Here is an 18,969-nt window from a genome sequence, read left to right as displayed (position 1 = left end):
CAGGGCCGGGGTGGGGGGCCGGTACCCGGGGGCCGGGTGGGGGGCTGTGCGGTGTGCCGCCTTCCGGGTCGGGCCGGTGGGGGGTGGGCGGGCGGAAGCCCGCCGGGGGGCTGTGCGGTGCGTTGTCCGTCGGTTCGGGCCTGGGCGGGGCCGGTGGGCCGCCGCTTGCAGCGCGTACGTCCGGTGCGCCGCCCGCCTGTTCACTCCCCTGCCGGGCGGGACCGGCGCGCGGGTCGCCCGGCGGTTCGTCCCCGGCCGGTTCCCGCCTTGCCGGTTCTCCCCCGGCGCCCGTAGGGGTCTCCCCGAGACCGGTGGTCACCGTCGTCCGTCCCGGGGGCAGGAGGCGGTGGGCCGCGCGGGTCAGGGTCGCGCCGGGGCCCGTCTCGCGGAAGGTGTCGTGGCCCGTCGCGTACAGGAGGTCCAGCACCTCGGGGAGGCGCACGGGGCGGATCAGACAGTCCGCGAGGCGGCGGGGCAGGTCCTCGCCGGGGCCGTACGCGCGGCCCGCGACGGCCGAGAAGACGGGAAGGCGCGGTGTCCGGGGCGGCCGGAAGCGGACGGCTTCGTGGAACCGGGCCGCCTGCGCGGTGAGGGCCGGGTGGTGGGCGCTGAACGGCAGCCGGAGCCGTACGGCCCCGATACCGGCGGCGAGCGCCCGCGCCTCCAGGCGGGCCAGTTCCCGCAGGGGTCCCGCGACGACGGTCTCCCCGGGGTGGTGGACGCAGGCGGTGGCCAGCGCCCCGGTGTCGGCCGGGGCGAGCAGGACGGCGGCGGCGGTCTCGTCGCAGGCGAGGAGGGTGAGCCCGCCGGGGGCGGTGGCCAGGACCCGGGCCAGCCGGTGGGCGTACTCCGCCCCTTCCCGTACGGAGAGGGCTCCGGCGGCGGTCAGCGCGGCGATCTCCCCGAAGCCCACGCCGAGGACCGAGTCCGGGGGACCGTACCGTCGGACGAGCAGGGTGTGGAGGCTCATCGAGACGCCGAACAGGGCGAGTTGCCCGGTCCCCACGGGCGTGTCGGCCAGTTCGCGTATGCCCGGCGGGTTCCGTCCGGTCAGCCAGGGCCGAAGCTCGGGTACACCCCGCTCCGCGCCGTCCAGGTCGACGGCGTCGAATATCTCCTCGGCCGCGGCGCGCAGCGCCTCGTCCCGTGCGAGCGCCGCCGTGAACTCCCGCAGGGGAAAGTCGCCTTGCCCCGGGAACATGTGGACCGTCCTCGCCATCTTTCCCCCCGTGGACACCATCGTCCTGCGCGTCCATCCGGCGGATGGACGACTGGTACCACCGTCGCGCCGGAGCGGGACGCAGGACAGGGGCGTCGGGCGAGGTCAGAGTGAGAACGGCCGTGCGCTGAAAGCGGATTCCGGTCCGCCGCCGAGCGCTTCGGGGCGGTCCCGCGGCGGGCCCGGGGCGGATTCGTCGGCCCCTGTGCGGCGTGTGACCACCGATCGTCTCACGGTGTCGCTCGGACCCAGCTTCCGCAACGCGGCGAGAAGTCGTCCGGCGAGCGTACGCGGGGCGTGCACGGTCTCGACGACCCCGACGGCCCCGGCGGAACGCAGCCATCCGGGGTCCAGATCGCGGACGGAGGTCACCGTACGGACCCGGGTGCCGCGCGGCGCCCAGGAGGCGACCTCGGCGGCCTCGGGGTCGCCGGGGCAGGCGGCGACGAGCAGGAGGTCGACGAGCGCGGCGACGCAGCGCACGGTGTCGCGCCGGTCGTCGGCCTCGTAGCAGTAGGTGCGGGGGGCCTGCGGGATGACGTGGCCGAAGCGGGCGCGGAGCCCTTCGCCGACGGCGAGGGCGGGCCGCAGGGGCTGGCCGGGGACGAGGGCGAACCCGACGCGCGCGGGATCGGGCACATCGGCCTCCTCGGGCGCGGAGACCGTCCACGCGACCGGGGACGAGTCCGCGCCCGAAGCGGCCCCTGAGGGCGGTTCCGGCGGCGGCCCCGACCGGGGGCGCCCCTCTGACGGCACCCCTGACCGCGCCCCGGGCTCCGCCCCCGACACCGGCCCTGAAGGCACCCCCGACTCCGACCCCGACCCCGACCCCGACAGCAGCCCTGCACGCGCCTCCGGACCCGACTTCGACACCAGCCCTGAAACCGACCTCGCCCCCGGCTCCGACCCCGACCCCGACGCCAACCCTGAGACCGACCCCGGCCCCCGCCCCGGCATCAGCCCTGAACGCGGCCCCGGCTCCGCCCCTGGTGCCGCTCCCGGTTCCGCCCCACCGCGAGAGCCCCCCTCCGCGAGCCGTTCCGCCGCCGCCGTGGGGCGGGGGGCAGCGAGGACGACGTGTTCGCCCTGGCCGGCGAGGCGGGCGATCTCCCCGGCCGCCGCATGGTGCCGTTCGCAGACGGCGTCCACGACGACGGCGCCGGGGGCGGCGGCCCGTGCGCGGTCCTCGGGGGCGGGGGGCAGGGGGCCCACGATCAGCAGGTCACCCGGGCGGGCGGGGCCCGCGTCCGCCGTCGGCCGGGCGCCGTACCGCCGGAGTTCGTCGGTCAGCATCCGGCCGCAGCCTTCGGTCCCGGCCACGAGGACGCGGCGGCCCGCCGCGCTCTCGCCGACCCGACCGGCCGGGCCGCCGGGCAGGCCCTCCGTCGCGTGCTCGGCGCTCCGTACGGCGGCGAGGAGGTCCCTGGCCCCGCCGCACAGGGGGCCCGTTTCCGTGGTGACGAGCAGTCGGGTGCGCAGGGCGCGGGCCCAGCCTTCGACGAGCCGTCGGGTGGCCGCGACGGCCTTGCGGTCCGCCGGGTCGGCGAGAGCGGCGAATCCAAGACAGGGACCGGTGCCGAGTTCGTACGAGACGGCCCATCCGGTGCTGCGGACCGGACCGGCGGCGCGGGCTTCCGACCTGCCGGGGGATTCCCCGGCAAAGGCTTCGGCGCGCATCTCGCGGGGTGTTGCTTTCCAGCCGATCCGCTCGGCGCCGCCGACGAGCAGGTCGGTCTCCGCGCAGGTGACACGGCCACGCGGACCATGGGGAAAGGCGAGGGGAACGACGATCTCGCCCGGCCCGCACTCCTCCGTCGAAACGATACGACCGACCATGCGAGTTCTGTTCACCGCGCGCTTCTTTCCCTTCCGGCCCCTTTGCCAGGAATCCCTATCAGCCGGATTGACACGCCCACAACATTCTTTGACCCAAGCGGGCGAAAGAATTCAGGTCATCCCTGTGGGAATTTCCTTGATTTGCGCGCGCGTCGCCTCGGGCGGGACGGGACCGTCCTGCGGGCGGGGCTCTCGGCGGCACCCCGACCCGGCATGGTCTAGACCGGTTCCGGGAGGGGAGGGAAGCGCCGGGGCCGTGTCCGGATTCCGCGCCGCGCCCTCGCGTGCGTGCCATCGCCGCAGGTCGAAGAGAGGCACACTGATCGACAAACGGCCATTGTCCGACGCGGAGTTGGGATGTTAGCGTCCCAGGCGACCAGCAGAGTCAAGCGCTGGCGTGACGAGCGGGGCCCCCGGGCTCCGTACCGGGGAACGTCGCTTTGGGGGGTGGAGTGGGTCCGCGAACCGTTGCCGGACTTCTGGATTTCGAACGTCGAGTCGTCCCTGTCGTGGACCGCTTGCGCGAGACCCGGAGCGGCGGGAGAGACACCGACAGGAGCGCCGCGCTCGACGAGTTGAGCGCGGCCGTCAAGGGCCTTTCGGCCCTTATGTCGGAGCGTCAGATATCGGCTACTCTCGACGACTTGGCGCGCTGGGCCGAGTCCGGTTGCGAGGGCGTCCCGGATTTCGACGCCACCCGGGACGCGGTGCCCGCGCCCGAGGACGGGGAGGCGGCCGCGTACGTGGGGCCGGTGATCCTCCCCAACAGCGACCGGCACGAGGTGCACATCGAGGCCTTCTCCGTGGTCCGCCAGGACCCGGACTGCACCCCGTACCTCCAGGAGACGTATCCGCACCCGAAGGCCGTCTTCCAGTCGACCCGGCTGCTCTCCGCCTCGCGGGGGCTCAGGGAGGGCAACTGCGTGGTGTTCTTCCCGGAGAACATCCCGGCGGCGACCAAGTGCACCCACCAGAACTTCGCCTGGTTCTTCTTCGACCGGCACGTGGACATCTACGCCCAGACACTGGCGATCACCGAGCGTCTCTGCGGCCCCGGTTCGCCCTTCGCCGGGGAGGACCGGCTCGTCTCCCCCGGCACGGACCCGGAGGACGTGTACCAGGCACGGTGCGTCTGGGGCTATCTGCACGACTACTTCCACCACACCGGCCCCCGCCCGCTGGACCTGCACCTGGCGCTGAAGACGAAGTGGCGCCCCGGGCTCCTGGAGGAGCTGAAGGTCGACATGAAGACGGCGATCGCCTGCTACGAGGAGGACGTGCCGTACGGCCCCGTCGTCTTCGAGTACGTCCTCCTGGAACGCCTGTTCCGCTACCCGGCACAGCCCGAGCCGCTGCGCAACTTCGACTCCGGCACCGGATTCGCGCTCGGCACCTGGCTGGCCGCGCACGGGCTGTTCACCGGGACCGGCGACGGGCGGCGCGCCCTCGGGCCCAAGGCGGAGATCGTGGAGTGCGTGCGTGAACTCGTCGCCCTGATCGAGGAGATCGAGACGGCCGAGGACGACGAGGCCTACCGGTCGGGGGCGGTCGACTTCCTGTACGGGACGCTGCTGCGCCGGCCGGAGACCAGGCCCGACCGGTACGGCGGCCCGCTGGCGCCGATCGGACTGTGGGGGTCCGAGGTCCATGTCTGAGAGGGAGACGTCCGGGACGCCGGGACCGGCCGAGGTGGCGCGCGTCCTGCGGGACCCCGGCTTCTGCCGTCACTCCACCGGACGGGTCGCCGTCGTGGAGTGGGAGGCCGGGTCCGGCTGGTCCGAGCCGAGGATCGAGCCGTACGGCAGCCTGTCCATGGACCCGGCGACACTGGGGCTCCACTACGGGCAGGCCGTCTTCGAGGGTATGAAGGCCTTCCGGGGCACGGACGGCTCGGTGTCGCTGTTCCGCGCGGCCGACCACGGGCGCAGGCTCGGGCTCTCGGCGGCGCGGCTCGCGATGGCCGAGATGCCGGTGGAGCTGTACGTACGGACCTGCGCGGCGCTGGTCGCGGCGGACGAGCGGTGGGTGCCGGGCGGATACGGGCAGAGCCTGTATCTGCGGCCGCTGCTGATCGCCACCGAGGCGGAGATGGGGCTGCGGCCCTCGCGGGCGTACCGGTGCGTCGTCCTCGCCTACCCCTCCGATCCCTGTTTCGGGAGAGACTTCCGTCCGCTCGCGGTGTCGGCGGCCCTGGAGACGGTCCGCGCGGTGCGGGGCGGCACGGGCGAGTCGAAGTGCGCGGGGAACTACGCGGCCGGTCTGCTGACCAGGACACAGGCCCAGGCAGCCGGGTACGACGAGGCCCTGTGGCTCGACGGGATCGAACGGCGCTGGGTCGAGGAACTCAGCACCATGAACGTCTTCTTCGTCTGGGACGGAGGCGACGGGCCCCGGCTGACGACCCCGCCGTGCGACGGGACCATCGTCCGGGGGCTCACCCGGGACTCGCTGCTCACCCTCGCCGGGGACCTCGGGATCCCGGCGGCCGAGGAGCCGACGGCGCTCGACACCGTCCGGGACGGCATCCGCTCCGGGCGGCTCGCCGAGGTCTTCGCCTCGGGGACGGCGGGCGTGGTCGTGGCCGTGGGGCGGCTCGGCACCGGGGCCGAGGACCTGATCGTCGGCGACGGCACGGAGGGACCCGTGACCGGACGGCTCAGGGCCGCCCTCCTGGACGTCCAGCACGCACGTACACCTGATACGCACGGCTGGCTGCTGCCGGTCACCGGCGGCGCCGGGACGGCAGCGATCGAAGGCGGGGGACGAGACGCATGAGCCACACCACGGGGCACGGGACCGGCCGGGACGGGACGCTGTCGGAGGTCACCACGATCCACACCCTGGGCCCCACCGGCACCAATCTGGAGAAGGCCGCGCACCACTGGTTCGCGGAGCGGGGCGTCTCCGGCACGGTGCTGCTCCACCCCGAGGTGGAGGACGGGCTCGACGTCATGGGCTTCGACGGCAGTGAGGCCATCCTCGCCTGCGCCGTCTACCCCCGGTTGCACGATCTCGTCTTCCGGAACCTGCACCGGCTCGAAATGGCCGACAGCTTCATCCTGGACACCCATGACATGGTCCTCGCGGGCCGTACGGAGGAGGTCGCGATCCGGACGATCGTGTCGCATCCGGCGCCGAGCTGTCTGGTGGCCGGGCGGGGCACGGTCTCGCTCGCGAGCAGCAATTCCCGGGCCGCCGCGCTGTGCGCCGCCGGGGAGTTCGACGCCTGTGTGACCACGTACCGGGCGGCCCAGGCGGAGGGGCTGCGGGTGCTGGAGAACTTCGGTCCCGTCCCGATGGTGTTCACGCTGCATGTGGGCAGGGCCGCCGGTGCGACGAGCGGGACGGTGTGATGGGCGGGAGCGGACGGAAGTCCGCGCCACCGTCTCCGACATCCGGGCGGCGTCGGCTGCCGGCCGCCTTCCGGGCGCTGCGGGTGAGCGAGGCGGTGTCCTCGGCCGGTTCGCAGCTGACCCTGGTCGCCCTGCCCGTGCTCGCGGCCGCCGATCTGGACGCCTCGGCCTCGCAGATCGCGCTGCTCAGCGGGGCGCAGTTCGTTCCGGTGCTGCTCGTCACCCCGTTCGCGGGGAGGCTGGCGGACCTGCGGGACCGGGCGCCGCTGCTCTACGCCTCGCACTTCGCACGGGCCGTGGTGCTGTTCCTCGTGGTGGGGCTGGCCGCCGCCGGGTGGCTCGACTACCTGACGCTCTTCGCGGGCGCGATGCTGCTCGGCGCGTTCACCGCGCTCTTCGACACCTCCCTGCTCGCGTATGTGCCGGACACCGTCGAGACCGAGGAACTGACCCGGGCCAACGGGCAGTTGGCGGCGGTCAACGCGGTCTCGCAGACGGCGGGTCCGGCCATCGGCGGGCTGATCGTGTCGGGGCTCGGACCCGCTCTCGCCGTGGCCCTGGACGCCGTGTCGTACCTCTTCGGCGGCGCCGCGCTGCGGGCGCGCCGGAAGCCCTCGCACAGCCGGGCGGCCCGCGAGGGCGCCTCGATCCGTGCCGGGTTCACGACGGTGGCCGCGTCCGATCCGCTGCGGCGGCTCGTGGCGGCGGGCTCCCTGTTCAACCTGGCCGAACAGGTCGCCCTGAGCGTGCTGTTCATCGCCGTGGTGCAGGAGTCCGCGCACTCGGTCGGCTTCCTCGGCTTCGGGTTCAGCGCGGCGGGCGTCGGCAGTGTGATCGGGGCGCGGGCGAGCGCGCGGTACGGCGGCGGGGACGCGGCCCGGTCCTGGGTGTGGGCGCTGCTCGTCTCCCAGGCGGCGCTGCTCGCGGCGCTGTGGGCGGTCGGCTCCGGCCTCTGGGGCGCGGCGGCCTTCTTCGCGAGCATGCTGGTGTACGGCGCGGCCATGGCGTTCTACAACGTGCATTCCCTGACGCGTCGTCAACTCGTCTCGCCGGACGGGATGCTGGGCCGGGTGAACGCGGTGTACCGCACGTTCGCCTTCGGGACGATCCCGATCGGCGCGGGCGCGGCGGCCCTGCTGCTGCTGTTCACGACGGCTCCGGTGGCGGCCTCGCTGGTCGCGGTCCTGAGCGTCGTCGCCACCTGGGTCCTGGCCCGGGGCACGTACACGACCGAGAGGCGGGACGAGGCATGGACGACACCCTGACACCCTTCGGGGTGGGAGAGCGGGACCGCCTCGATCCCTCCGGCGCGGACGCGCCGTGGCTGGACGAGGCCGGTTTCTACTCCTCCCGGCGCTGGACGGTCTCCCAGGAGGGCGACCGGGGTTTCGCCACGGCGTATCTGGTGGGTCGCGACCGCAGCGGCGGGACCGGCGGTCTGGTGCCCTTCCACACGGCGTCCGGCGGCGACAGCAACCCGCTGTACAACGAGGCCACCCTGCTCGGTCACACCCCCGAGGTGCAGGTGCTCGCCGGTTCGCGGACCGGCTACGACAACCGGGTGCTGCTCGGCCCCGGGCTGTCCGGCGAGGACCGCGCCCGGCTGCTGTCCGCGCTCTGCGGACGGCTGCTCGACCGGGCCGGGGAGCGGGGCGCCGGGCATGTGTCCTGGTGGTACCTGCCCGAGGCGGAGGCGCGTGAGCTGGCCGCGCTGCCGGGGTTCGCGACGGTCGCCACGCCCTGCCCGCCGACGGCGGTGGTCCTGCCGCGCGGGGCGGACTTCGAGGCGCACGTGGCGGCGCTGCCCTCGTCCCGGCGTTCGCTGGTGCGGCGCGATCTGAGGCGGCTCGCGGGGAGCGGCTACCGGTCGCGGAGCGTGGTCGCGGACCCGGCGGACCTGGAGCGGTACGCGCCGCTGGTGGTCCAGGTACAGGCGCGGCACGGCGAGGAGCTGAGCGAGGAGGGCGCGGTGCGTTATCTGCTGCGCTGTCTGAGCATCGGCGACGGCGAGGACGTGGTGGTCACCGAGGTCCTCGACGCGGAGGACCGGCTCGCCGCCTTCGCCCTGGGCATCGTCCACGGCCGGACCCTGCACATGCGGGTCTTCGGCTGCGACTACGCCGCCGGGCACGGCACGTCCGGCGAGTACTTCGAGGCCACCGTGTACGGTCCGCTGCGGTTCGCGCTGGGGCGGGGGCTCGAAGCGGTCCACCTCGGGGTCACCTCGTACCGCGCGAAGTCGCTGCGTGGCGCCGAACTGCGCTCGCGCCGCACCCTGTTCATGTCCCGTGCCGGTCTGCCGCTGCCCGTTCCCGCGCCCGACTGGGGCTTCCTCGGGGACGACGAGCGGTTCCTCGCCGGAGTGTCGTCGGAGGTCCTTCCGTGCTGATCGTCGTCCAGCCGCTGTCGGCCGGTGTCCGGCTCGCCGCCCGGGTGGTGGCGTCCGGGGTGCCGTGTCTGATCCCGACGCAGTTCCCCGAGCTGCTGCCGCCGGAGGTCGCGGCGGGCGCGACCGTCGTCGACTGGAGCCCCGACCGGGGGGTGGCGGAGCTGCTCCGCATCGTGGCGGAGTGCGGGCAGGAGCCGACCGGGGTCGTCGCCGGGTTCGAGTACGTGGTGCCGGAGAGCGCCGCGCTCGCGCGGGCCCTCGGGCTGCCCGCGCTCGGCGCGGAGGCGGCGGACGCGGTGCGGCAGAAGGACGTGATGCGCCGCTGGTGCGCGGAGCGGGGTGTCGCCTTCCCCCGGTCGGTGCTCGTGGCGCAGGGCGAGGCGGGGCCGTGTCCGCTGCCGTTCCCGGTGGTGGTGAAGCCCGTCGACTGCGGCGGGAGCCTGATGGTGAGCCTGTGCCGGGACGAGGAGGAGTACGCGCGGGCGTGCGCCGCGGTGCACGGGCCGGGCGAGGTGCGGTTCCATCCGAGTCCCCGGCGGGCCGCGCTGGTGGAGGAGTACGTGGAGGGGCCCGAGTTCTCCCTGGACGGCTGGGTGGACGCGGCGGGTCCGCGTCTGGCGAGCGTCACCACCAAGTTCCTCTCGGCGGAGCCCGATTTCTTCGAGACGGGGCACATCGCGACGGCGCCGGAGTGTTCGCCGCACGGGGTGGTGCTCGACGCGTTCGCCCGGCAGGTGGTGAAGGCCTTCGAGCTGTCGGTGGGGCCGTTCCACATCGAGACCCGGATCGACCGCGACGGGCGGCCGGTGCTGATCGAGGTCGGCGCGCGGCTCGCCGGGGACTGCATTCCGGAGCTGGTGCTCGCCGGTCCCGGGGTGGATCTGTGCGCCGCCGCCGTGGACGCCGCCCGGGGTCTCGCGCATGATCCGGGGCCGCTGTCGCCGGTGAGCGCGGGGCTCGCGTTCGTGACGACGGACCGGCCGGGGCCGTACGCGGGGACGCTGAGCGGCGCCGGGCCGTTCACCGGGGCGGCCGAGTTCCGGGGGATGGTCGCGGAGGCGGAGCCGGGCACGGTGCTCGACCCGGGCGACATCTTCGCCAACCGGGTCGCCCGTCTGCACTTCGAGGGAGCCCTCGACCGGGTCGAGCGTCTCGTCGCCTCGGTCATCGGAGACGTCAGGGCCGACATCGACGGTGTCGGCCGCCAGGACAAGGAAGGTGTCCGCGCATGAGCAACGAACTGGTGGTCACACCCACCGCCACCCCCCGCCCGAGGCCGGAGGCGGACGGGCCGGCCGGGCCCGTCCTGACCGATCACGCCTTCTTCATGCGGACCGGGAAGCGCCGCACCTGGCAGGGGCTGACCGTGGCCGACCGGGACGCGATCCCGGCCCTTCGGCCCACCGCGGGCGCCGTCCTCGCGGGTCAGTCGCTGGTGGACACGTTCACCGCGTACCGTACGGCGGACGGCTCGGTCGCCGTGTTCCGGCCGGACAGTCATGTCAAGCGGCTCAACAACGGGGCCCGCAGGCTGGCATTGCCGCAAGTGGACTTCGACCGGGTGTGGACCGCGGTCCGGGCCCTGGTGGAGCTGGACCGGGAGTGGATACCGGCCGGGACCGGCGGGGCACTGCACCTGCGGGCGGTGCTCGCCGCCGACGGGACGGGGCTCGACCCGGCCCCCGCCGACCACTGTCTGTTCTACGTCCTGGCGTCCGTCGCGGATCCGGCGGCGGCCGGCCGCCCGGTGCGGGCGATGACCCTCGACGGCTACGTCCGGGCCTGGCCCGGCGGCACCGGGGACGTCAACGACGCCGGTTCGCTGGCGGCGGCGGTGGTGCCGGGCGAGGTCGCGGCCAACTACGGCTACGACCACGTGCTGTGGCTCGACGGGCCGCAGGGCCGGTACGTACAGCAGATCGGGAACCTGAACGTCTTCTTCGTGATCGACGGGGTGCTGACCACTCCGGCGCTCGACCGTTCGGTGCTGCCCGGGGTGACCCGCGACTCGGTCGTCAAGCTGGCGCGGGACTCCGGCGCGCGGGTGGAGGAGCGGCCGGTGGAGCTAGCCGAGGTCCTGAAGGGTCTCGCGGACGGCACGGTCACCGAGTGCTTCGCGACCGGGACCGGGGCGGGTGTCGCTCCGGTGACGGCGCTGGGGCACCAGGGCGGGGAGCACCGTTTCGGGGACGGGGGGACCGGTCCGGTGACGGCCCGGTTCCAGGGGCTGCTCGACGGTGTCCACCGGGGCGAGGCCGTCGACCGCTTCGGGTGGATGCGGCGGCTGACCGAGGTCGCGCCGATCCACGCGTGAGGGCGTCACACCCCCTGTGACACGGACCGCGGCGGCAACGCCGGGACGAAGACCGCGGAGGTACGGAGAGAGATGGCGTACGTCGTCACCGACGAGTGCATCGGCTGCAAGTACACGGACTGTGTGGACGTCTGCCCCGTGAGCTGTTTCCACGAGGGTCCCGAGATGCTCTACATCGATCCCGAGGAGTGCATCGACTGCAACGCGTGCGTCGCCGAGTGCCCGCCCGAGGCCATCTGGGCGGATGTCGACCTGCCGGAGGAGAAGCTCCAGTGGATCGAGATCAACGGAGAGATGAGCGCGAAGTACCCGGTTCTGTTCGAGAGCCGGGGTCCCCAAGGCGAGCCCACCAGCCGGCCTTCCTGATCAGAGAGTGGGAGCCGAGGCCATGACGACCTCTGTCGAGAACCCCTTCATGCTCGGGCTCGACTCGAACTTCTATCTGAAGGACGAGTTCGAGAGCCCCGAGAAGCGCACCAACGTCACCTGGTTCTACCCCAAGATCTGCGCCTTCCAGGACTCCCTGGACGACGAGGCGAAGAAGGCCGAGTACTTCTCCTTCCTCGACCGGCAGTCCCACCCGGAGCAGACCGAGATCCTGCTGTACTTCCACATCCCGTTCTGCGAGGCGTTCTGCAACTTCTGCGCCTGCTTCAAGGAGTCGGCGGCCAAGTACCAGGGCGAGCGGCAGCAGCGGTTCGTCCGGGCGATGGTGAAGGAGATCGAGCGCAACGCCCGCTCGAAGTACTTCCAGGGCACGAAGATCAAGTACGTCCAGTTCGGCGGCGGTACGCCCTCCGCGCTCGAACAGGACTCCATGGCCGCCATCCTGGAGGCCGTGCACCGCGAGTTCGACCTGAGCGAGGTCGACGGGATCTCCCTGGAGGGCAGCCCGCTCGGGCTCTCCCAGGACGGCTACATCGAGATGCTGAAGTCGCTCGGCATCACCCGGATCTCCTTCGGCGTGCAGACCCTGGACGAGCAGATCCGGCGCAAGCTCACCATCAAGGCCACCGTCGACCAGGTCCACCAGACGGCGGAGAACATCCGCAAGGCCGGCATCCGGACCTTCGCCCTCGACCTCATGTACAACCTGCCGGGGCAGGACGAGGAGGTCCTCGCCCGGGACCTGGAGGGCATCTGCGCCGAGCTGCGCCCCAGCTTCGTGCAGACGTACCGGTTCAACCAGTGGGAGGGCACCCGGCTCGACCAGCAGATCCGGGCGGGCAAGGTCGCCGACGTGAAGCCGTCGGGCGCCATCGAGCGCGAGCAGTACCGGCGGATCAAGGAGGGTCTCGCCTCGTACGGCTACGACAAGCAGCTTCTGATCAACTTCTTCACGCACCTCGACGACGCGGGCGAGATCGGCCTCAACCACGCCTGCGGCGGCAATGGTTACCGTGCCAGCTACACGCTGGGCATCGGTCCCGCAGCCGAGAACTACATGGGCGAGCGCAGCTACCGCAACCACACCGACGTGGAGCGGTGGATGCGGGAGGTCGAGGAGGGGATCATCCCCATCGAGCAGGGCCGCATCTGTAGCGAGGACGAGGTCGAGAACCGCGTCATGGTCTTCTTCCCGGTCTTCGGGACCGTACGGAAGGCGGACGTCGCCAACTTCGAGAAGTACCGCCGCGAGGTCGACTGGCTCGTCGACGGCGGCTACGCGGTCGAGACCGACGAGGAGCTGACGCTCACCGAGACCGGCCGGGAGAACGCGGGCAACATCGCCTTCCTCTTCTACTCCGACGAGGAGAAGGCGCGGGCCCGCCGCACCATGTACCTGTCCCTGAAGAACAAGCGCAACCCCTTCCACCAGGACGCGCAGAACATCCCGCGGACCCCGCTCTTCCTCCAGACCCGTCCCAAGACGGCGGACGAGGGCTCCACCGCACCCGAGAGGAGCTGAACCGAGGGTGAGCGACCGCAAGACCCGGGCGGACATCGAGGACGACCTGCGCGGGGTCATCTCCGAGATCTTCCCCCACCAGCAGGTCGAACTGTCCACCGCGACCCCGCTGTTCAACGGCGGGCTCTCGCTGAACTCGACCCAGATGATCGAACTGACGTTGGCCTTCGAGACGTTCTACGGCATCGAGCTGGAACCCGAGCTGCTGACCACCGAGAACTTCGCGACCCTGGGGTCCCTCTCCGAGCTGCTCGAAGAACTCCTGGACGACGAGGTGTCCCCTGTCTGAGACCGAGCCGCGGGGAGCGGGGCCCGTCCGGCCCCGCTCCCGGGCGGACCTGCGGATCGTCCTGATCCACGGGAACGCCGGGGCCAGCGTCGAGGGCATCTGGTTCCCCTATCTGCGCAGGGAGCTGACGGCCCTCGGCCACCGGGTGGTGGCCGAGACCTTCCCCGACCCCATCAAGGGCCGGATGCGGTTCTGGCTGCCGTACCTCGCCGACGTCATCCGGCCGGACGAGAACACGGTGATCGTCGGGCACTCCTCCGGCGCGCTCGCCGCCTTCCGGTACGCGGAGACGGCGCCGCTGCTCGGCACCTTCGCCGTGGCAGGCCACCACACCGACTGCGGCTTCGAACTGGAGCGCCGCAGCGGCTTCTTCGACCGGCCGTGGGACTGGGACGCCATCCGCGCCAACCAGCGGTTCATCGCGCAGTTCCACTCCGAGGACGACCCCTGGGTGCCGCTCGCGGTCGCCGAGGAGCTGCACGGGCTGACCGGCAGCGACCTCACCGTCCTCGAAGGCATGGGCCACTTCGGCTCGTACGAACAACGGATGGACACCTTCCCGGAGCTGCTCGAAGCGATCAGACTCCGGCTCGACTCCCCCCTCACCTGGCAGGAGGACCGATGAGCGGGTACGCGGACGGCGGCGTCCCGGCGTACGCCGACGAGATCCTGGAGCGCCGGTCCGCCGACGGGGCCACGGCCGTGGTGGCGCTCGACACCGGCGAGACGGTCTCCTACCGGACGCTCGCCCGGCGGACGGAGGCGCTGACCGGGCTCCTCGCCGGGCTCGGCGTCGGCAGGGGCTCCACCGTCGCCCTGGTGATGGACAAGTCCGTCGCCTCGGTGACGGCGATGTGGGCGGCGCTGCGGCTCGGCGCCCGGTACGTGCCGGTGGACGAGTCGCTGCCCGCCGCCCGGGTCGCGCTGCTCCTCGGTCTGTGCGCTCCGGACGTCACCCTCGTCCACCCCGGCCACCGGCCGCTCCTCGACGGGGCTCCGGCGGGCCGGGTGGTGACCGTCGGCGACGGGCCCGGGGAGTGGGACCCGACCGCCGAGTCCGGCCCGTCCTCCGTGCCCGCCCCGGTGGAGCGGAGCCCCGAGGACGACGCGTACGTGGTGTTCACCTCGGGTTCCACGGGCTCCCCCAAGGGGGTCGTGATCAGCCACCGTTCGCTGTGCGCCCTGCTCGAAGGGGTGCAGAGGACGGTCGGCTTCGAGGAGGGCATGCGGTTCCTCAACGTGGCGCCGCTCTTCTTCGACGCCTCCGTCGTCGACCTCTGGTCGACCTTCCTCGTCGGCGGCAGCGTGCATCTGCTGCCCCGGCTGCGGATGGCCACCCAGATCACCCGGGCGCTGGAGGAGTGGCGGATCACGGACACGCTGCTCGTGCCGTCGGTGATCCGGATGCTGGTGGGCCGCTTCAGCGACGCCTCCCGCCGGGACCTGACCTCGCTGCGGCGGCTCTGGTTCGGCGGCGAGTCCTGCCCGGTCTCCGTGCTCCGCGCGTTCGCCGCGCTGGCGCCGGGGCTCCGTTACGTCCACGGGTACGGGCCGACGGAGACCACGCACAGCGCGACGCTCTTCCTCGTGGACGACATCGCCGGGTACGAGGAGGAGTTCCTGCCGATCGGCGGGCCCCTGCCCTCGGTGGACCTGCTCGTGGTCGACGACGCGCTGCGACCGGTGCCGGACGGGGCCACCGGGGAACTCCTCATCGGCGGGCCCCAGGTGATGACGGGGTACTGCGGCGAGCCCGAGCGCACGGCACGGGCCCTGGTGGAGCCGCTCGGTCCCGGCGGCGGCCGCTACTACCGCTCCGGCGACTACGTCCGCCGCAGGGACGACGGCGCCCTGGTCTTCCTGGGCCGCCGCGACGACGCCCTCAAGATCAACGGGAATCTGGTCCATCTGTCGGAGGTGGAGGCGGCGACGCTCGCCTCGGCAGGGGTCGACGACTGCTGCGCGGTGCCGACGGAGCACCCCCTGACGGGCAAGGCCCTCACCCTCTTCGTCCTGGGCGCGGGGAGCGGCCCGGCGGACACCGTGCCCGGCGAGACGGAACTGCGCCGGGAGCTGGCCCTGCGGCTCCCCGACTACATGCTGCCGGCCCGGATCGTCTTCCTCACCGAGGAGGACGTGGAGCTGACCCCGTCCGGCAAGCTCGACCGGCACCGCCTGCGGGCGCTCGCGACCAGCTGAAAGGGAGGGACACCCCATGGTGGAGGAGGAGTACGCCCGCTTCGAGGAGTACGGCGTGGTCGGCGTCGCTCCCCGCTCGGCCACCGGGCGCAGTCTCGGCGACGACCCCGGGCAGCTCCTGCGCCATCCCGTGACGGACTTCCTGCCGCCCCCGGGGGTGATCGACCGGCTCGCCGACGCGTACGCCCGCGAGGGGCTGCGCGTCGAGGCGCGCACCGGGGCAGGGCTCACCGTCGCCGGGGAGAACGCGCTGCTCGCGGAGGTCTTCGGCAACCCCGTCCGGCCGGTCCGCAACAAGTACATCCGGGGGTCCGTACGGTACGAGACGAAGGCCGCGGGGCCGCTGCGGTCCCGGGTCCTGCCCGGTCTCGTCGACGAGGTCCGGGTCCCCGCCTCCGGCTTCGAACTGGCGGCGAGCGCCACTCCCCCGCCGTCGCGCACCGACCGGTATCTGCGGCTGCCCGAGGACGCGGTGCGGGTGGCGGGCGCCGCCCCGCTGCACGCCGCCGGGATCCGGGGCGAGGGCGTCCGGGTGGTGATGGTCGACACCGGGCTCTACCCGCATCCGCACCACCGCGCGCACGGCTACCGCACGTCCGTGGTGCCCGCCCTGCCGGTCTTCGATCCCGCCGTCGACGAGCGCGGGCACGGCACGGCCATGTCGGCGCTGCTGCTCGCGGTGGCGCCCCGGGTGGAGCTGACCATGGTGAAGATGGCGAACGAGTCCTTCTCGTTCCCGCTCGTGGCGTTCCAGCGGGCGGTGCAGCTGGCCCCCGACGTCCTCTCGTGCAGCTGGGGCACCCTGCGCGCGGAGCCCCGGCTGCATCTGGAGGTCGCCGACGCGGTCCGGCGGGGCGTCACCGTGCTGTTCGCGGCGGGCAACGGCTCCACGGACCGGCCCACGGCCATGTTCCAGTCGGTGGCCACGCCGGGCGCCCTCACGGTCGGCGGGGCGCATCAGGGTCCCGGGGGCGTGCCGCGCGCCTCCGACCTGGCGTCGAGCTACCGGTCGGCGGTCTTCCCCGGCCGGAGCGTCCCCGATCTGTCGGGGCCGTGCGGGCTGTTGCCGAACGGCGACTACATCGTCTTCCCGACCCAGCCGGGCTGTCTCTTCGACCGGCGCAACAGCGCCTACGACGGGACCGCGCCGGACGACGGCTGGCTGGTGTCCAGCGGGACCTCGGGGGCGACGGCGTACGCGGCGGGCGTGGTGGCGCTGGCCGTGCAGCAGGGGGTCGGCCGGGGCCGCGCGCTGCGGGCGGAGGACCTGGCGGGCGCGTGTCTGCCGGTCACGGAGGGGGTCACGTCGACCGGTGACGACTGCGGGGGCGTCTGCCCCAACGAGGCGGTGGGCCTCGGCCTGCTGACGGCAGGGCGGTTGCGCGGGTGAGGGCATGAGGACCGGGCCGCCGGACGGCGGGGGCACCGGGCAGGGCCCCGGGGAGAGCGGTGTCGGTGAGAGCGGTGTCGGTGAGGCGGCCGTCCGCGCGGCGGAGGCGCTGGTCGGCAGACGGGTCCTGCGGGTGGGGACGGATCTGGTGGAGGTGGACGAGATGCGGGGCACCCTGGAGCGCCAACCGCGTTTCGCCCGGCGGGTGTTCACCGAGCGGGAGCGCGCCTACTGCGACGTTCCGGCCGACGGCGCCGAGCGGTACGCGGTGCGGTTCGCCGCGAAGGAGGCGGTCCTCAAGGCGCTGGGGGTGGGGCTCGTCGGCTCCGTGCTCACCGAGATCGAGGTGGTCCGGGCCGCTTCGGGGAGCCCGTCGCTGCGGCTGACGGGCCGGGCCGCCGCGCTGGCGGCGGAGGCCGGGATACGGTCCTGGCTGATCACTCTCACCCACACCCGGACCCTGGCGCACGCCTTCGTGGCGGGTCTGGACGGCCCGTGCGAAGAGGGTGGCTGACGCTTCGGTACGGCGGAGGGGGGTGCCACGACACCCCCCTCGGGCTCGCGGCACCCCCGGTCACCGGGCGGCGCGCCTCACAGGCGCTGCCACAGGGCGGGGACGTTCGGCGGCTCCCAGCCGGTGGTGGACTGGTGGCCCTGGAGGCAGCGGTAGCTCGCGCCGCCGTAGGTGACCGTGTCACCGGCCGCGTAGACCTTGCCGGTCGTCCAGGTGCCGCCGGGCTGCGGCTCGCCGGGGCCGGGGCCCGGGTCGGTCCCGGTGGTCTTCAGGGTGAGGCCGTAGTTCTGGAGGATCGGGTTCAGCGGCTGGAAGTAGGTGGTGCCGCCGCTGGAGCAGTTGCCGGTGCCGCCCGAGGTGACGCCCTGGGCCTGGCTGCCGGAGATGTACGAGCCGCCGGAGTCGCCGGGCTCGGCGCAGACGGTCGTACGGGTCACCCCGGAGACGGTGCCCTCCTGGTAGGTGACGCTGGTGTTGTGCTGCTGGACGGTCCCGCAGTTCCAGCCGGTGGTGGAGCCGGAGCGGCAGATGGAGGAGCCGACCGGCGCCAGGACCGAGCCGGTCACCTGCACGTTGGCGCCGCCGGAGCCCTTGACGTACGGGGTGGCGGTCCAGTTGCTGTTGGCGGCGACCCAGGCCATGTCGTTGCCGGGGAAGACCGAGGCCTGGAAGCTGCCCTGGGCGACCTGGTTGAAGCCGGTGGTGGTGGTGCCCGCACGGCCGCAGTGACCGGCGGTGGCGAAGCCCTGGGTGGTGCCCCGGGTGATGGGGAAGCCGACCGAGCAGCGGCCGCTGCCGTTCATGTAGTACGCGTCACCGCCCCGGATGTCGTACAGCGGGCGCGGCGCCTCCTCGGCGCGGACGATCCGGACGAGCGAGCCGGGGACGCCGGTGGCCCCGAGGAGCCGCGCGCCCGCTCCGGCCCGGGTCTCCTCGACGACCAGGACGTTGGCGCGGACGTCGACGTAGCGGACGGGCGCGTCGGCGGTGGCGGACCGGTCGAGGGCGTCCTTGGCGCGTTCCAGGGTGGCGAGCGTGTGGCCGACGAGCCGGGGGGTCGCCCCGGTGGCGCGTATCACGGCGGTGTCGGCGGCGCGGGTGGTGGCCACGGTGAGGCGGCCGGATTCGGTGCCGTCCACCCAGGCTCCGGCGTAGGCGCCGCCGAGGTCCTGGCGGAGCCTGGCGGCGGTGGCGCCCGCCTCGGCCTCGTTGACGAGCCGGGTGAGGGCCTGGGAGCGGGTCAGGCCCAGGTCGCGCTCCATGGCCCGGAGCACCTCGGGGCGGGTGGCGTCGACGCCGAGCGTGCTCGCGGCGGAGCGCGCGGTGGCGTGGGGGTCCTGGTCGTAGGAGGCCGCGGTGGCGGTTCCGGCCTGGAGGCCGGCCATCGCCAGCCCGGCGGCGACCAGGGCGGTACACGCCGCGCGGGCGTGTCGTCGGAGCATGGGGGGTCTCCTCGGTACGGGATGCCCGGTTCCGGTCTCCCGGTCCCGGTGGGGATGCTCGAACCGTAAAGACCTTGACGGGATCACGACAGATATCGATCCGCCCCTGTCATCG

The 18,969-nt window shown here is 73.3% G+C and carries 17 protein-coding genes; 14 read left to right on the top strand and 3 right to left on the bottom strand.

What is annotated here, in order from left to right:
• The coding region (locus tag BU197_RS11745; protein ID WP_188268184.1) for an acyltransferase domain-containing protein at positions 1-1,201 on the bottom strand (1,201 nt) is incomplete at its 3' end.
• Positions 1,202-1,324: 123 nt separating this feature from the next.
• On the bottom strand, positions 1,325-3,070 hold the full coding sequence (locus BU197_RS11740; RefSeq protein ID WP_188268183.1) for a hypothetical protein: 1,746 nt from the start codon (positions 3,068-3,070) through the stop codon (positions 1,325-1,327).
• Between the two features lie 494 nt (positions 3,071-3,564).
• Here BU197_RS11740 and BU197_RS11735 point away from each other — a divergent pair, with 494 nt between their 5' ends.
• The 14 genes from BU197_RS11735 to BU197_RS11670 all read left to right on the top strand — a co-directional run bounded on the left by BU197_RS11735 (position 3,565) and on the right by BU197_RS11670 (position 17,412).
• Positions 3,565-4,710, top strand: coding sequence for a DUF6421 family protein (locus BU197_RS11735; RefSeq protein WP_317452181.1), 1,146 nt, complete (start codon positions 3,565-3,567; stop codon positions 4,708-4,710).
• The gene (locus BU197_RS11730) at positions 4,703-5,830 is read left to right on the top strand and encodes a branched-chain amino acid aminotransferase (RefSeq protein ID WP_188268182.1); all 1,128 of its coding nucleotides are present in this window, start codon (positions 4,703-4,705) and stop codon (positions 5,828-5,830) included. The genes BU197_RS11735 and BU197_RS11730 overlap by 8 nt, the downstream gene beginning before the upstream one ends.
• Complete coding sequence (locus BU197_RS11725; protein ID WP_188268181.1) at positions 5,827-6,408, top strand: bacilysin biosynthesis protein BacA; 582 nt, start codon at positions 5,827-5,829, stop codon at positions 6,406-6,408. Before BU197_RS11730 ends, BU197_RS11725 begins: the two co-directional genes overlap by 4 nt.
• Positions 6,408-7,673: an MFS transporter gene (locus BU197_RS11720; protein ID WP_223183223.1), complete on the top strand. Its 1,266-nt coding sequence runs from the start codon at positions 6,408-6,410 to the stop codon at positions 7,671-7,673. Before BU197_RS11725 ends, BU197_RS11720 begins: the two co-directional genes overlap by 1 nt.
• Entirely contained in the window at positions 7,658-8,797 is a 1,140-nt protein-coding gene (locus BU197_RS11715; protein WP_188268179.1) for a GNAT family N-acetyltransferase, read from the top strand. The genes BU197_RS11720 and BU197_RS11715 overlap by 16 nt, the downstream gene beginning before the upstream one ends.
• Positions 8,791-10,029: an acetyl-CoA carboxylase biotin carboxylase subunit family protein gene (locus BU197_RS11710; RefSeq protein WP_188268178.1), complete on the top strand. Its 1,239-nt coding sequence runs from the start codon at positions 8,791-8,793 to the stop codon at positions 10,027-10,029. Before BU197_RS11715 ends, BU197_RS11710 begins: the two co-directional genes overlap by 7 nt.
• A complete protein-coding gene (locus tag BU197_RS11705; RefSeq protein ID WP_188268177.1) occupies positions 10,026-11,111 on the top strand; it encodes an aminotransferase class IV in 1,086 nt (361 codons plus the stop codon). The genes BU197_RS11710 and BU197_RS11705 overlap by 4 nt, the downstream gene beginning before the upstream one ends.
• Positions 11,112-11,183: 72 nt before the next feature.
• Entirely contained in the window at positions 11,184-11,477 is a 294-nt protein-coding gene (locus BU197_RS11700; protein ID WP_188268176.1) for a ferredoxin family protein, read from the top strand.
• Between the two features lie 22 nt (positions 11,478-11,499).
• Entirely contained in the window at positions 11,500-13,020 is a 1,521-nt protein-coding gene (locus tag BU197_RS11695) for a coproporphyrinogen-III oxidase family protein (RefSeq protein WP_188268175.1), read from the top strand.
• A 7-nt stretch (positions 13,021-13,027) separates the two neighbouring features.
• Entirely contained in the window at positions 13,028-13,309 is a 282-nt protein-coding gene (locus tag BU197_RS11690; protein WP_188268174.1) for an acyl carrier protein, read from the top strand.
• Entirely contained in the window at positions 13,302-13,934 is a 633-nt protein-coding gene (locus BU197_RS11685; protein ID WP_317453383.1) for an RBBP9/YdeN family alpha/beta hydrolase, read from the top strand. Before BU197_RS11690 ends, BU197_RS11685 begins: the two co-directional genes overlap by 8 nt.
• The gene (locus BU197_RS11680) at positions 13,931-15,508 is read left to right on the top strand and encodes an amino acid adenylation domain-containing protein (RefSeq protein ID WP_188268173.1); all 1,578 of its coding nucleotides are present in this window, start codon (positions 13,931-13,933) and stop codon (positions 15,506-15,508) included. Before BU197_RS11685 ends, BU197_RS11680 begins: the two co-directional genes overlap by 4 nt.
• Before the next feature lie 16 nt (positions 15,509-15,524).
• Entirely contained in the window at positions 15,525-16,898 is a 1,374-nt protein-coding gene (locus BU197_RS11675) for a S8 family serine peptidase (RefSeq protein ID WP_188268172.1), read from the top strand.
• 4 nt (positions 16,899-16,902) lie between these two features.
• Positions 16,903-17,412: a holo-ACP synthase gene (locus BU197_RS11670; protein ID WP_188268171.1), complete on the top strand. Its 510-nt coding sequence runs from the start codon at positions 16,903-16,905 to the stop codon at positions 17,410-17,412.
• A 77-nt stretch (positions 17,413-17,489) separates the two neighbouring features.
• On the opposite strand, the gene BU197_RS11665 is transcribed toward BU197_RS11670, so the two are convergent.
• Entirely contained in the window at positions 17,490-18,854 is a 1,365-nt protein-coding gene (locus BU197_RS11665; RefSeq protein WP_188268170.1) for a carbohydrate-binding protein, read from the bottom strand.
• Positions 18,855-18,969: the final 115 nt, after the last annotated feature.

This window comes from Streptomyces sp. CBMA291, assembly GCF_014596525.1.
GTDB lineage: Bacteria > Actinomycetota > Actinomycetes > Streptomycetales > Streptomycetaceae > Streptomyces.
Note: the sequence above shows the minus strand (reverse complement) of the source record. Positions and strands in the feature narration are given on the sequence as shown.

Excerpts from the sequence above, each read along its gene's own strand:
- BU197_RS11730 (WP_188268182.1), top strand. The coding sequence starts at position 4,703 with ATGTCTGAGAGGGAGACGTCCGGGACGCCGGGACCGGCCGAGGTGGCG.
- BU197_RS11725 (WP_188268181.1), top strand. The coding sequence starts at position 5,827 with ATGAGCCACACCACGGGGCACGGGACCGGCCGGGACGGGACGCTGTCG.
- BU197_RS11720 (WP_223183223.1), top strand. The coding sequence starts at position 6,408 with ATGGGCGGGAGCGGACGGAAGTCCGCGCCACCGTCTCCGACATCCGGG.
- BU197_RS11715 (WP_188268179.1), top strand. The coding sequence starts at position 7,658 with ATGGACGACACCCTGACACCCTTCGGGGTGGGAGAGCGGGACCGCCTC.
- BU197_RS11705 (WP_188268177.1), top strand. The coding sequence starts at position 10,026 with ATGAGCAACGAACTGGTGGTCACACCCACCGCCACCCCCCGCCCGAGG.
- BU197_RS11700 (WP_188268176.1), top strand. The coding sequence starts at position 11,184 with ATGGCGTACGTCGTCACCGACGAGTGCATCGGCTGCAAGTACACGGAC.
- BU197_RS11695 (WP_188268175.1), top strand. The coding sequence starts at position 11,500 with ATGACGACCTCTGTCGAGAACCCCTTCATGCTCGGGCTCGACTCGAAC.
- BU197_RS11680 (WP_188268173.1), top strand. The coding sequence starts at position 13,931 with ATGAGCGGGTACGCGGACGGCGGCGTCCCGGCGTACGCCGACGAGATC.
- BU197_RS11675 (WP_188268172.1), top strand. The coding sequence starts at position 15,525 with ATGGTGGAGGAGGAGTACGCCCGCTTCGAGGAGTACGGCGTGGTCGGC.
- BU197_RS11670 (WP_188268171.1), top strand. The coding sequence starts at position 16,903 with ATGAGGACCGGGCCGCCGGACGGCGGGGGCACCGGGCAGGGCCCCGGG.
- BU197_RS11665 (WP_188268170.1), bottom strand. The coding sequence starts at position 18,854 with ATGCTCCGACGACACGCCCGCGCGGCGTGTACCGCCCTGGTCGCCGCC.